Source organism: Bifidobacterium sp. ESL0790 (assembly GCF_029395435.1).
In the GTDB taxonomy this organism is placed as follows: Bacteria; Actinomycetota; Actinomycetes; order Actinomycetales; family Bifidobacteriaceae; genus Bifidobacterium.
This window is the reverse complement of the sequence record NZ_CP113915.1, coordinates 2,192,438-2,206,215: the sequence shown is the minus strand read 5'-3', so window position 1 is coordinate 2,206,215 and position 13,778 is coordinate 2,192,438. Positions and strand designations below refer to the sequence as shown.

Sequence of the window (13,778 nt, the reverse complement as noted above, 5' to 3'; positions counted from 1 at the left end):
TTTTGTAACAGGGGTGGCGGTGAGCTGTTACGGGACGGCGTTTGGGTGGTGGCCAGAGTCCGTTTCTTCGCTGGGACGGTGTTGTGCTGTTAAGGGATGGTATCTGGATGGTAGTCAAGGGCTGTTTCGTAACAAGGATGGTATGGAGCTGTTACGAAACAGCGTCTGGGGTGGTAAGCCAGAGGCTGTTTCGCAACAGGACGGAGTGTTAGGTAACGCGGCCTCAGCCCTTGGAACCGTGGGCGTAGTAGCGGGCCAGGGTCTCGTCGCGGAAGTCCTCGAAGTAGCCGCCGTCGATGGAGGCGCGGATCTCGTCGAGCAGGCGGATGAAGAAGCGCTCGTTGTGGATGGTGGCCAGCGTCGCGCCGTTGATTTCGTGGGCGTGCAGCATGTGGTCGACGTAGGCGCGCGAATAGTGCGTGCACGTATAGCAGTCGCAGCCCTCTTCAAGCGGCCCGAAGTCGCGCTTGTTGGCGGCGCGCTTGATGTTGTATCGGCCATCACGCGTGTAGATGGCGCCATTGCGGGCGCAGCGGGCGGGCGCGACGCAATCAAAGGTGTCGCCGCCGTTCTCGACGCAGGCAAAGATATCGTCCACCGCGGCGATGCCAAGCACGTGCCGAGGCCGTGATTCCGGCATTTCGTCGCAGATCCACGCGCAGGTGTCGCCAATGACGCGCTTCTCGATGGCGCCGCCGATACCCACGCCGTCAAAGTCGAGCGAGGCGATCTGAGAGGCCGCGCGTCGCCGCAAGTCCTCGTAGTTCGCGCCCTGCACCACGCCGTATAGCGCCTGATAGGGCTTGCCGACCCGCGCCTCGGTGAGCCGCTGGTGCTCCGCGACGCAACGTTTCGCCCAGCGGAAGGTGCGCTCGACGGAGCGTTCCTGGTAGCCGCGTGTGTTCATCAGCGTGGTGAGCTCGTCGAACGAGAACATGATGTCCGCGCCGATCTTGTGCTGGATGCCCATCGAGATTTCGGCGGAGAACCGGTGTTTTGAGCCGTTGAGCGGGGATTTGAAGGTCACGCCGTCCTCGTCCACGAACGCCTTGCGCTCGCGGCCCTTGGCGATTACGTCGTCGGATTTCATGCCGGTGACGTCCATCGCCAGCGTCTTCTTGAACCCGGCGCCCAGCGAAAGCACCTGGAATCCGCCGGAATCGGTGAAAGTGGGGCCGTCCCAATTTTCGAAGCGCGCCAAGCCGCCGGCCTCGTCGAGGATGTCCTCGCCAGGGCGCTCGAAGAGGTGGAAAGCGTTGGAAAGCAGGCATTGCGCGCCAAGCGACTTCATCGTCTCCGGCAGCACGCCCTTCATGGCCGCCTGCGTGGCGACGGGCACGAACGCGGGGGTCCGGATGTCGCCGTGGGGCGTGTGGATGACGCCGGTTCGGCCGTAGCGTGCGCCTCCGCGGCCCTTGCCCTCCGCCGAATCGGAGAGCCGCGTGCGTTCCTCGAACCAGAATTTGCCGCGGTCGCCGGGTTTGCCGGGTTCCGCGCCGAGCGGGTGCTCCAGCAGGCCGGACGCGCTCGGCATCACGTAGCTGAGGCTTGCGTCCCGTCCGCTTTGGCGCGAATTCACCTGGGCGTATTGGGTCGCCTCGGAGACCGGGTTGGGCTGCGGGTTGGCCGGGCGGCCTTGCGCGGCGCCGTTAGCGTCGGTGCCGCTGGTGGCGTCAGCGGCCGAAGGGCCGTTGTCTGGATTGGTCGCGGCGTTTCCCGCCGCTTCGCTTGTGGGGTTTTGCTTGTTCATCGTTCGTCCATCATATTCGTCTCGTGGTAATCCTTGCGGCGCAGGCCGGGCCTGGCGCTCGTGCCGGTTCGGCGGCTATATCGCCGGTCCATATTATCTGTCCGTTTATTAGTCTATCCGACCGCTCGTCCCGGTGATTTTGACCATGCGAATGCTAGCTGTCGTAGCGATGCCGATATCGGCTTGCCGACCTCCGACGTCTCCAAAGTCCCGAAAGTCCCGGGAAAATCAGCAAAGCAAGTCATAAGTTCACTTTAGGCGAAGCCTTTCCGAGCCGTCCACAAGAACGACGAAATAGTTTATGGGAGTCGATAAAATATTGTGCCATATGGGTTTTTGTGTATGACAAAGCGAGTGGTGCCGGAATTTGGAACTTCCTTTAAAGAAACGTTCAGGGAATTTCCAGACCGGGTATCTTTACTCGTTGTTAGTAGTACACGGGTGCGGTTCTGGTGAGACGGCGGGTGCCGGCGCGGCGGGACGTTTGGAAACACGAAGGAGCAGCAATGGCTGAAGACAACAAGGACGAGTGGGGCGGCGATCAGCCAGCCAGCTCACAGGGCGGGGCGCAGGGTGCGCCGGGCGCCGAGCGGGATTCCGCCGAGCGCCAGCCCGGGCAAGGCGACACGTCGGCCGAGACGTTCCACGGCGATTTCATCATGCCGGGCTACAAGCCTGTGGAGCCGGCCGCGGATAAGCGTTCCGGTGATACGGGCGCGACGACCAATGCTCCGGCTGATGCCAATACTGGCGCTGACGCCATTGCGAGCGTCGGCTCCGAAGCCGATACAAACGCGACCAAAGACATCAACACCACGCCGACCGAGACCATCTCGAAGGACGACGCGGGCTATGGCCCCTACCGTCCGGCTCCCGAGTTCGGCGCGTACGGCCCGGCTCCCACGGCCTCCAATCCCAATGGTGCGGCCGACGGGAATGTGGCTGACGGAAATGTGGTCGACGGAACCTCGGGCATGCCTTGGAACGGCATCTTCAACGGTCTCGGCTCCAATGACGGCAATGCTTACGGCGCGCCCACGCAAGGCCAGCCGAACCAGGGCAACGGCAGCGAATACGGTGACCCCAACATGCCCGGCGGCCAGCAGGGCGGTTTCGGCGCTCCGCCGTCGTATGGCCCCGGAGATATGGGTGGCAACGGCAATCAGAACGGCCGTAACGGCGGCAGCTGGGCCAGCGCCCACAGCAACATCATCACCGCGATCGTGGCGGCCGTCGTCGCCGCGGCCCTCTGCCTGGGCATCAGCTTCGCGGCCATCTCCAGGGGCTGGATCAGCATCCCCTCGTCCGGCACCATGTCGGGCATCAGCTCCAACAAGTCCGGCCCCGGCACTGCCACCGTCAACGGCGGCCAGGCCCCCGACTGGGCGAGCGTTTCCAAGCAGGTCTCGGGCTCCGTGGTCTCCATCCAGGCGCAGGTGAGCCAGGGCATCGCGAAGGGCTCGGGCGCTGTGCTCGACAACAAGGGCCACATCGTCACCAACAACCACGTCATCTCGGGCGGCAAGAACATCCAGGTCACGCTTTCCAATGGCCAGATCTTCACCGCGAGCGTGGTCGGCACCGATACCACCACCGATCTGGCGGTCATCAAGATCGACAACGCCCCCAGCGACCTCAAGCCCGTCACCTTCGCCGATTCCGACAAGCTCGCGGTCGGCGAGAACGTGATGGCCGTCGGCAACCCGCTCGGTTACGACGACACGGCCACCACCGGCATCGTCTCGGCGCTCGACCGCCCCGTCTCGGTGATGGACGACAACAATTCCGAGATCGTGACCAACGCCGTGCAGATCGACGCGGCTATCAACCCCGGCAACTCGGGCGGCCCGACCTTCAACGCGGCCGGCCAGGTCATCGGCATCAACTCCTCGATTGCCTCGGCGTCCTCCTCGCAGAGCCAGTCCGGCTCCATCGGCATCGGCTTCGCGATTCCCTCCGACCTCGTCAAGCGCATCGCCGACGAGATCGTCTCGAAGGGCTCCGTCAAGCACGCGATGCTGGGCGTGACCATCAAGAACGCGACGGCGACATCCGACGGCATCACCCGTGGCGGCGCGCAGATCACCAAGTCCAGCAGCGGCGGTTCCGCGGTCGTCAAGGGCAGCCCGGCCGACAAGGCTGGCCTCAAGGCCGACGACACCGTGGTGGCCTTCAACGGCAAGGCGGTCGGCAGTAGTTCCGCGTTGCTCGGCTACGTGCGCGCGGCGAGCCTCGGCGACAAGGTGAAGCTCACCATCGTGCGCGGCGGCCAGACCATGGACGTCAACGTGACGCTCGACCAGGAGGAGACGCAGGTCAAGGGCTCCAACCGCTCCGAGTCGCAGAAACAGGACAGCGGCCAGGGCGACAGCGGCTCCGGCAGCGATGGCAGCGGCAGCGACGATGGGGACGGCGGTGGTCTCTTCGACCCCTTCGGCCTTTGGTAAATCCGAGCTGATTGGCCTGTCAACCTAACCCAAGCGAGGGCGGATTCGCGGCAAATGTCGCGTTCCGCCCTCGTTTTGTTATGATATGAAATGTACGGCACCTAAGTATAACCGTAAATAGTATGTTTCCTTACGTTTTGGCAAATTCCTTTCGCGCGATGGGGCGTGTGCGATAACCTAGGGATATGAGCAATGACAATGAACTGCGTATCGCCGTCGTGGGCGCGGGCCCGGCAGGCGTCTATTCCTCCGATATTTTCCTTCGCCAGCTGAAGAAGACCGGCGAGGAGCTTGGCTTGCCGACCAAGGCGCGTATCGACCTCTTCGAGAAGCTGCCGGTGCCGTTCGGCCTCGTGCGCTACGGCGTGGCCCCGGACCACCCGGCCATCAAATACATCGCCGACGCGCTCGAGAAGACGCTCGACAACCCCGACATCCACCTCTATTGCGACGTGGAATTCGGCCGCGACGTGACCCTTGACGACCTCATGCCCCGCTACGACGCGGTGCTCTTCGCCACGGGCGCGGTGGCCGACCGGCCGCTGACGATTCCCGGCGCCGAGCTGGACGGCGTGCATGGCGCGGCTCGGTTCGTGGAATGGTACGACGGCTATCCCACGGGCGCCCGCACCTGGCCGCTTGACGCCGAGAAGGTGGCCGTGATCGGTGGCGGTAACGTGGCGATGGACGTGGCGCGCGAGTTGATGCGCAATGCCGACGACCTCAAGAACCGCACCGATATTCCCGACAACGTCTACGAGGGCATCAAGGCCAACAAGGCCCGCGAGCTGCACCTCTTCGTGCGCCGTGGCGTGGCCCAGGCCAAGTTCAGCGTGCAGGAGCTGCGCGAGCTCGAGAAGCTGCCTGGCGTGCAGATCATCATCAACGAGGACGATTTCGACCTCGACGAGGACACGATCGAGCAGGCCGGCAAAGACAAGCTCACCCGCCAGATGGTCGAGGAGCTGTTCGCGATCCGCGAGATGGCCGAGGATATGGAGGACGACGGTGGCGTCGACTTCGAGGGCAACCCGGCCGACCGCAAGTACTATATGCACTTCAACGCGGCGCCCAGCGAGGTGTTGGGCGTGGACGGCAAGGTGACCGGCCTGCGCGTCGAGCACACCGAGACCGGCGCGGACGGCGTGATGCGCCACACCGGCGAGTTCACGGATTATCCGGTCGAGGCTGTCTACCACGCCATCGGTTACAAGCCGGCGAGCGTGCCGGGCGTGGCCTACGACGAGCAGCGCAGCGTGCTGGCCAACGAGGAAGGGCGCATCCTCGCCGAGCCTGGCTTCACCGCCGAGACCGGCAAGAGCACCGTTCGCCCGCGTCTCTACGCCACTGGCTGGGCCAAGCGCGGGCCGGTCGGACTCATCGGCTCGACCAAATCCGATGCCCTGCTCATCGTTGGCAACATGCTCCAGGACTTCGCCGCCGACGGCAAGGGCGGCTGCGTGGCCACCGACCGCGACCCTGAATCCATTGACCGTCTGCTGGCGTCGCGTGGTGTGAAGCCGATTGACTTTGCGGGTTGGAAGAAAGTTGACGCCTACGAGCGCGCCGAGGGCGCCAAGGAGGGCCGCGAACACAAGAAGGTCATCGACCCCGACCAGATGCGCGATCTCGCGCACGGCTGAGCTTGCGCGTTGGGTGCTAACGCACTGAGTGGTGAGTGCTGAATGCGCTGGGCGCTAGCACACTAGTCGGCAGCGGCGTCAGGCTTCCGAACTCCCGTTCGGTCCTGGCGCCGTTCGCGTACCCACGCGATCCCAACTTGCCAGCGAAGCCCAACACCGTGGTGGCCCAACACCAGTGGGAAAAGCACCAAAAGTGCCCTAGAATGGTGCTTTTCCCACTGAATTTGGTCGGGGGTGCGGAGAAAAGCACCTTTTTGGGGTTGATTTGGTGCTTTTCCGACTGGATGCGGGTTGATTTGGAGTCATAGTCACAGGTTGCGTTCAGCAAAATTACAGGCAGATTCGTTAGGCTTTGGTACATGGACGGCAACATCAAAGTGTATGGCCATTTCAACGGCCTCAAAACCACATTGCTTTTCGCGCTGATGTGGGCCATCATCATGCTCATTTGGTGGTTCACCGGCGCCAGCCGCAACACGCTTGTTTTCTACATTTTCATTGGCCTCGCGGCCACGTTCGGCTCCTATTGGTTCTCCGACAAGATCTCGATCATGTCGATGGGCGCGCGCCGGGTCTCCGAGCAGGAGGCGCCCGAGCTCTACCGCATCGTCCGCGAGCTTTCGGCCCGCGCCGGCAAACCCATGCCGCGCATCTACATCGCCCCGACGATGAGCCCCAACGCCTTCGCCACCGGCCGCAATGAGCGCCACGCCGCCGTCTGCTGCACGCAGGGCATTCTGCAGATGCTCAACGAGCGCGAGCTGCGCGGGGTGCTGGGCCACGAGCTCATGCACGTCTACAACCATGACATCCTTACCTCGGCGATTGCCTCCGCCATGGCCACGGTGATCACTTATCTTGGCTACGCGCTCATGTATTTCGGCGGCGGGCGAGACGACGACAATCGCGACAGCGGGGCCTTCGGCCTGGTCGGGGTGGTGCTGAGCGCGATTCTGGCGCCGATCGGGGCCTCGCTCATCCAGATGGCCATCTCCCGCACGCGCGAATACGACGCCGACGAGGACGGCAGTAAGCTCACCGGCGACCCCGAGGCGCTCGCTTCAGCGCTCAACAAGATCACCTACGGCGCCGAGGCCAACCCGATGCCGCGCACCGCCGGCACGCAGTCCGCCGCAGCGATGATGATTGCCAACCCCTTCTCCGACGAGGGATTCAGCCGTCTCTTCTCCACGCATCCGCCCACTCAGGACCGCATCAACCGCCTCATGCAGATGAGCCGCGAGATGCACCAGACCCAGTTCGTCGGCGCGGGCTCGGGTGCGGGCGCTGGCCTAGGCGGCCGTGGCGGCGAGGCGCAGGTCGCTTACTAGGGCCGTGTGCAAAGTGTGTGTTGCCATTTGCGCGCGACATGGTTCGTAGGCTTGTGTTAAAGTCTACAAATGTGCGCTGTTGCGCCACTGCGGATGTAGTTCATCGGTAGAATGGAAGCTTCCCAAGCTTCAGAGGCGGGTTCGACTCCCGTCATCCGCTCTTTATTGATTTCGATGCAATCCTTTTAAATCCTTGATTTATCAACGTTTCTGCCTTTTCGATTTTCGCAGTCAGATAGGCCGCTGTCCCCGCTATTCGTTCCGCTTTTCCTTTTGGTGATTGAGACGCGAATTGTGGAATTAATTTCGTCGACTACAATGGGAACCGTATCTTTACGCCGTGTATCGGGGGCTGAGCCGCCGGTGGGTTAACAAGGCGTGACCACTTGCCTGGTCGCGCGTTTGTGGCCCGGCATCTACACGCGCAAGGAGAATTATGCGGGTTCTTCGCAAAATTGCCGGGCTCTGCCGTCAGGTTCCCATGCTTCCCATCACCATCGTGGCCGCGCTGCCAGTCGCGCTGCTGTGGAATTTTCGGCCGTGGGACGCGCCGGATATGTGGCACAAATTTGGCGGAGACGGGGCTATGTGGCCGCTGAATCCCTCAGTTGGCCAGATTATTGTGGTCGTACTGGTCGCGTATTCGATATGGGATTCGCTCAAAAGCATGACCGCCGCGATCGAGGCCGGGCACGTGGGCATCGACGTGCTGGCGCTGCTTGCGCTCATCTCGACGCTGGGCGTGCAGGAATATTGGGCCAGCTGGGCCGTCGTGCTTATGATCTGGTCGGGCGAGGCCATCGAGCAGTTCGCGCAGGACAAGGCCGAAGGGAACCTGAGCGCGTTGGTCGCCGCCGCCCCGCAGGTCGCGCACGTTTCTGATGTGCAAGGTGGGTCGCGTGGGGCAACGCTGGATTGGGCGCCGCAACGTGACGCCGAGGGTTTCCGCGCCACGATATCGGCGGATTCGCCGGATGCCGGGGGTGATGTGGCCCGTTTGCAGGCCAGCCAATCGGCGATCGCCGCGGAGGACTGCACCTGTGTGCTGGCTCCGGTCGCCAAGGATGGCGCGATGGGTGAGAAGGCTTCAAATCGTTCAAAGTCTGTGGAATCAAAACAATCTGAGCGTTCGAATCATCAATCAGTTGAATCGCAACAACTGCTGGGGTTGGGGCAGACAATAGATTCTGCGGAATCGTCTGAATCGGGACAGCCGGCAACATCGGCGCAATACATGCGAATGACGCAATCTCGAGTGCTGGCGCAACCTGTACAATCGGCCGAATCGCTGGAATCACGGGAATCGCAGGGAACAACACAGTTTGAATCGTCGGTTGAATTTGCTGAACTCTCTCAGTCCGCAAAACCAAGTCGATCAACTCGGTCAGCCCAGTCGGATCAATCAATAAAGACAACTGAACCGAACGAATCGATAAACGAATCTGCGGGTCCCCAGCCAACACCCGACCAGAAGGCGCATTTCCATACGGTTCCCGTTGATCAGGTCGCGCTCGGTGACGTGCTGGTGGTGCTGCCGGGCGAGACGGTGCCGGTCGATGGCGAGCTGCTGAGCGGATCGGCCACGCTCGACCTGAGCGCGATCAACGGCGAGCCCTTGCCGCGCACGGTGTTCGCCGGCGCGCGGGTGATGTCGGGGGCGGTGAACGGGGCCACGGTGATGACGGTTCGAGCTACGCAGCTCGCCGTCGATTCGCAATATCAGCAGACCATGCAACTGGTCGATTCCGCCCGCTCCTCGCGCGCCCCCGTGGTCAAGACGGCCGACGCGCTCGCGGTGCCGTTCACCATCATCTCGATGCTCATCGCGGGCGTCGCCTGGGTGTGCTCCGGTTCGCCGCTGCGGTTCGCGCAGGTGCTCGTGCTGGCCACGCCCTGCCCGCTGCTCATCGCCGCCCCGGTGGCCTATATGGCGGGAACCGGGCGGCTGGCGAAGGCCGGAATCCTTGTCAAGACGCAGGAGGTGCTCGAGAATCTGGGCAAGGCCTCGCACGTCTTCTTCGACAAAACCGGCACGCTGACGGTCACTAAGCCGCAGGTCGTGCGTGTGGACGTCCCACCCGAAGCCCACCGGCGTTTGGCGGATGGCCTGGCGCGTGAGGTGAGGCCTGACGGGAGCCGTTCTCCTGCCTCGCATCAGCGGGTCGAGGATGTGGTGCTTGAGATGGCGGCCGTCGTCGAGACCTATTCGGTGCACATCCTCGCGCAGGGAATCGTGGCCGCTGGGGCCGCCGCCTCGGCGCAGCTGCATGGGAAAACCGATTTTCCTGTCGTTCGGGATGTGGAGGAGGACGCTGGGAATGGCGTCGCTGGAGTGATTGACGGACATCTTGTGCGCGTTGGTCGGCTGGGGTTCGTGCAGGGGTATGAGCAATGTTTTGTGACAGATAAAGATAAAACCGTCGCAAAAGATGGCGGTTTGGTTACGAATATTTCAGACCATATTATTGATGGTCACAGCAGCCAGCCTGAGCGTCGTGACGCGCGAAGCGAAACCGCCGCGAACAATGCCGATGCCGTATCGCCGTCTGACTCCGTGGGGTCGTCCAGTTCCGAGATATCAGCTCCTGTCGTTGCAAACTTGGCTACTGAACCAGGCGTCAAACCCCAGAACGTTGCCGCTTCCGACCCAAGCGCCATCTCGCAAGGCGTCACCAATGATTCCCCGGCCGATCTGTTCCCCTCCACCTTGTTCCCCGAGCGCGCGGCGGACGAGATGGTGGCGTATGTGTCGATTGACGAGCTGCTCGCCGCCCGCATCGTGCTGCGCGACGTGCCCCGCGCCGACTCGAGCGAATCGTTGCGCCGCCTGCGTTCCATGGGCGTCGACAAAGTGACGATGCTGACCGGCGACGCGCGCAATTCCGCCGAGGTCATCGCCCGCGAAGTGGGCATCGAGGACGTGCGGGCCGAACTCCTGCCGCAAGACAAGGTCGCGGCGGTGAAGGATGCCGCACGTGAGACGCCATACCACACACCGGCTGCGGCGGTGTGGTTCATGCGTCTGCTTACCGGCGCGAAGCCCCGTCCGATCTCGGTGATGGTGGGTGACGGCGTCAACGACGCGCCCGTGCTGGCCGCAGCCGACATCGGCATCGCGATGACGGACGGCACCTCCACCGCCGCCTCGCAGACCGCCCAGGTGGTCATCATGAACGACGATATCGCCGACGTTCCCACGGCCATCGCCATCGCCCGCCAGACCAAGCGCACCATGCTCCAGGCCGTCGTCACCGGGCTGGCGCTCGCGATCGTGTGCATGGTCGCGGCCGCGTTCGACCTCATCCCGGTGGTCGTGGGCGCGTTCATGCAGGAGGGCATCGACGTGGTCTCGATTCTCTGGGCGCTCACGGCTCTGCGGGAGCGCAAGAGCCAGTAGGGCGGTCGTCGGTTGGCTGGGTTGGCGGATATGCGGATATAGATATGTAAGCATAATTGATATGTAGATATGTAGATATGTAGATATGTAGATATGTAGATGTGTAGATGTGTAGATATACGGATTCGGCCTGAAAACAATCCCGGACTGCGGAACCTAACCGTATTTAAAACCAACGCTTTTGCCTTACGGGAGTAGGTGCGCGCCCGCGTCTCCCGCCCGGACGGCCACTAGGCAAACGCCGGGGCTGGATATTCGTGCCGGCGGGGCGATAATGAAGGCATGACTATTGCGACTCCGGAACGTTATGCGCAGATGTTGGATGCGGCGAGGCGGGGCGGCTATGCCTATCCCGCGATCAACGTGACGAGCACGCAGACGCTCAACGCCGCGCTGCAGGGCTTCGCGGAGGCCGATTCCGACGGCATCATCCAGGTGTCGGTCGGCGGCGCCTCGTATTTCTCCGGCAGGCGCGTCAACGACCGTGTGGTCGGCTCGCTGGCCTTCGCCGCGTTCGCGCACGAGGTCGCGTCGCGGTATCCGCATATTTCCATCGCGCTGCATACCGACCATTGTGCTAAGCAGTACCTCGACAGCTGGGTGATTCCGCTGCTTGTGCGTGAGGCCGAGCAGGTGGCGCACGGCGAGGAGCCGGCGTTCCAGTCGCATATGTGGGACGGTTCCACGGTGCCGCTCGACGAGAATCTGGACATTGCCTCGAAGCTGCTCGAGCGTTCAGCCGCGGCGCATACCGTCCTCGAGATTGAGATTGGTGCAGTCGGCGGCGAGGAGGACGGCCATCGTGCCGGCATCGACGCCAAGCTTTATTCCACGCCGGCCGATGGGCTTGAGGTCGCGCGTCGGCTCGGTTTGGGGGAGCGCGGCCCCTATATGGCCGCTTTCACCTTCGGCAATGTGCACGGGGCCTACAAGCCCGGCGTGGTGAAGCTGCGCCCGGAGCTGCTGGGGGAAATCCAGCACGAAGTCGCCGACGCGGTGAAAGACGGGCTGCTTGAGAGCGGTAGTCGTGATGGCAACACTGCAATCAGTGACAATAATGGCCACCTGCCCAATACTCCCGACCCCGCTGATTTCCCCGAAAACAAGCCATTCGCGCTGGTCTTCCACGGAGGCTCCGGTTCGTCGCGAGAGGACATCGCGAAGGCCGTGAGCTACGGCGTGGTGAAGATGAACATCGACACCGACACCCAATACGCCTTCACCCGCGCCATCGCCGGCCACATGTTCCGCCACTACGATTCCGTGCTCAAGGTCGACGGCGAGGTGGGCGAGAAGAAGTTCTACGACCCGCGCTCATGGGGCCGCGAGGGCGAGGACGCGATGGCCAAGCGCGTCGTGGAGGCCTGCGTCGAGCTCGGTTCCGCCGGCAAGGCGCTTAAATAGCGGCGGATTTTGGTCGCCAACAGAGCGCAATCCCGTTAAGTGGGTGCTTTCGCCGTTAAGTGGGTGCCCGATTGCCAAGAATCATGCGACTCAACACCTAAAAGTGGCGAATTCTCAGGAATCATGTACCCACTTAACGCCCAATCCACCCACTTAACTCCAAAATGGGGTTGAGGAGCGCGTTTCGACGTCCAGCGGGGCTGTTTTCTGACCCCAGCTAATTGTTCCCTGTTAAGAAACGGACCGTGGTATTGCGCAGAAGTCCGTTTCGTCGCAGTGATGGTGTGATCCTGTGATGAAACGGACTGTGGCGTCGCGTGAGAGTCCGTTTCGTCACAGTGGAGGTGTGGTTCAGTTAAAGAACGGACTGTGGCGCTGGGGCGAAGGTTCGTCTTGTCGCATGGGTGGGTCGGAATCGATGTGGCGTTGTGGCGTCAAGCGCCTCGGTATAGGCGTGACGGTAGGCTGATAACGGCGGAATAACGCGTATCTTGGAGGTCAAATATGCCCGGAATTGTTCTGATTGGTGCCCAGTGGGGAGACGAAGGCAAAGGCAAGGCGACCGACCTCATCGGCACGAAAGTCGATTATGTCGCGCGCTTCAACGGCGGCAACAACGCGGGCCACACGGTGGTGGTCGGCGACGAGACCTACGCGCTGCACCTGCTGCCCAGCGGCGTCGTGAACCCTCACGTCACGCCAGTCATCGGCAACGGCGTTGTCGTCGATCCCGAAGTTCTTTTCGAGGAGATTGACGGCTTGGAATCCCGTGGTGTGGATTGCTCGCGCCTGAAAGTCAGCGAGTCGGCCCAGGTTATCGCGCCGTATCATCGCGTCATCGACAAGGTGACCGAGCGCTTCCTCGGCAAGCACAAGATCGGCACCACCGGCCGCGGCATCGGCCCGGCCTACGCTGACAAGATCAACCGCGTCGGCATTCGCGTGCACGACCTCTTCGACGCCGAGCGCCTGCGCGATAAGGTCGAGGCGAGCCTGCACCAGAAGAACCAGATGCTCGTCAAGCTCTATAACCGCCGTCCGATTGACGTCGACGAGACCACCGACGAGCTGCTGAAGCTCGGTGAGCGCCTCAAGCCTTACGTCACCAACACTTCGCTGTTGCTCAACAACGCGCTCGCCGAAGGCAAGACCGTGCTCTTCGAGGGCGGCCAGGCCACGATGCTCGACGTCGACCACGGCACTTATCCGTTCGTCACCTCCTCCAACCCGACCGCCGGCGGCGCCTGCACCGGCACGGGCGTCGGCCCCACCAAGATCGACCGCGTCATCGGCGTGGCCAAGGCCTACGTCACCCGCGTGGGCGAGGGCCCGTTCCCGACCGAGCTCAACGATGATTCCGGCGAATGGCTGCGCACGCAGGGCCACGAGTTCGGCGTGACCACCGGCCGTCCGCGTCGTTGTGGTTGGTTCGATGCCGTCGTTACCCGTTACGCCACGCAGGTCAACGGCTTGACCGACATCGTGCTCACCAAGCTCGACGTGCTGACCGGCCTCAACGAGATTCCGATCTGCGTCGCCTACGACGTTGACAACGGCGACGGCACCCACACCCGCTACGACGACATGCCCATCGACCAGGAGGCGTTCGCCAAGGCCACCCCGGTCTACGAGACCATGCCCGGTTGGACCGAGGACATCTCGAAGGTTCACAAGTTCGAGGACCTGCCGGCCAACACCCAGGCCTACGTCAAGCGTCTCGAGGAGATCTCCAACTGCCGCATCTCCGCCATCGGCACCGGCCCGCAGCGCGACCACATCATCGAGGTTCGCTCGCTCGTCGACTGA

7 protein-coding genes and 1 tRNA gene are annotated in these 13,778 nt (G+C 62.7%); 7 read left to right on the top strand and 1 reads right to left on the bottom strand.

The features are described 5' to 3' along the window. Positions 1 to 223: 223 nt before the first annotated feature. Positions 224 to 1,534 carry a tRNA guanosine(34) transglycosylase Tgt gene (gene tgt / locus OZY47_RS08305; protein WP_277179250.1) on the bottom strand — a complete coding sequence of 437 codons (1,311 nt, stop codon included), beginning with the start codon at positions 1,532 to 1,534 and terminating at the stop codon, positions 224 to 226. 722 nt (positions 1,535 to 2,256) lie between these two features. On the opposite strand from tgt, the gene OZY47_RS08300 reads away from it, so the two are divergent. The 7 genes from OZY47_RS08300 to OZY47_RS08270 all read left to right on the top strand — a co-directional run bounded on the left by OZY47_RS08300 (position 2,257) and on the right by OZY47_RS08270 (position 13,778). Further along, entirely contained in the window at positions 2,257 to 4,197 is a 1,941-nt protein-coding gene (locus OZY47_RS08300; RefSeq protein WP_277177902.1) for a trypsin-like peptidase domain-containing protein, read from the top strand. Positions 4,198 to 4,382: 185 nt separating this feature from the next. After that, positions 4,383 to 5,840: an FAD-dependent oxidoreductase gene (locus OZY47_RS08295; RefSeq protein WP_277177901.1), complete on the top strand. Its 1,458-nt coding sequence runs from the start codon at positions 4,383 to 4,385 to the stop codon at positions 5,838 to 5,840. A gap of 359 nt (positions 5,841 to 6,199) precedes the next feature. Then, the gene (gene htpX, locus OZY47_RS08290) at positions 6,200 to 7,171 is read left to right on the top strand and encodes a zinc metalloprotease HtpX (protein ID WP_277177899.1); all 972 of its coding nucleotides are present in this window, start codon (positions 6,200 to 6,202) and stop codon (positions 7,169 to 7,171) included. An 89-nt stretch (positions 7,172 to 7,260) separates the two neighbouring features. Further along, positions 7,261 to 7,331 (top strand) — tRNA-Gly (locus OZY47_RS08285). Between the two features lie 276 nt (positions 7,332 to 7,607). After that, positions 7,608 to 10,568: an HAD-IC family P-type ATPase gene (locus tag OZY47_RS08280; protein ID WP_277177897.1), complete on the top strand. Its 2,961-nt coding sequence runs from the start codon at positions 7,608 to 7,610 to the stop codon at positions 10,566 to 10,568. A 282-nt stretch (positions 10,569 to 10,850) separates the two neighbouring features. Further along, positions 10,851 to 11,972, top strand: coding sequence for a class II fructose-bisphosphate aldolase (gene fbaA, locus OZY47_RS08275; RefSeq protein WP_277177895.1), 1,122 nt, complete (start codon positions 10,851 to 10,853; stop codon positions 11,970 to 11,972). A 504-nt stretch (positions 11,973 to 12,476) separates the two neighbouring features. Continuing rightward, positions 12,477 to 13,778 (top strand): adenylosuccinate synthase, encoded by a 1,302-nt coding sequence (locus OZY47_RS08270; protein WP_277177894.1) that lies wholly within the window; start codon positions 12,477 to 12,479, stop codon positions 13,776 to 13,778.

Bases quoted from the DNA above. Each gene is read 5' to 3' on its own strand.
- OZY47_RS08295 (WP_277177901.1), top strand. From the start codon at position 4,383: ATGAGCAATGACAATGAACTGCGTATCGCCGTCGTGGGCGCGGGCCCG.
- htpX (WP_277177899.1), top strand. From the start codon at position 6,200: ATGGACGGCAACATCAAAGTGTATGGCCATTTCAACGGCCTCAAAACC.
- fbaA (WP_277177895.1), top strand. From the start codon at position 10,851: ATGACTATTGCGACTCCGGAACGTTATGCGCAGATGTTGGATGCGGCG.
- tgt (WP_277179250.1), bottom strand. From the start codon at position 1,534: ATGCCGAGCGCGTCCGGCCTGCTGGAGCACCCGCTCGGCGCGGAACCC.
- OZY47_RS08300 (WP_277177902.1), top strand. From the start codon at position 2,257: ATGGCTGAAGACAACAAGGACGAGTGGGGCGGCGATCAGCCAGCCAGC.
- OZY47_RS08270 (WP_277177894.1), top strand. From the start codon at position 12,477: ATGCCCGGAATTGTTCTGATTGGTGCCCAGTGGGGAGACGAAGGCAAA.
- OZY47_RS08280 (WP_277177897.1), top strand. From the start codon at position 7,608: ATGCGGGTTCTTCGCAAAATTGCCGGGCTCTGCCGTCAGGTTCCCATG.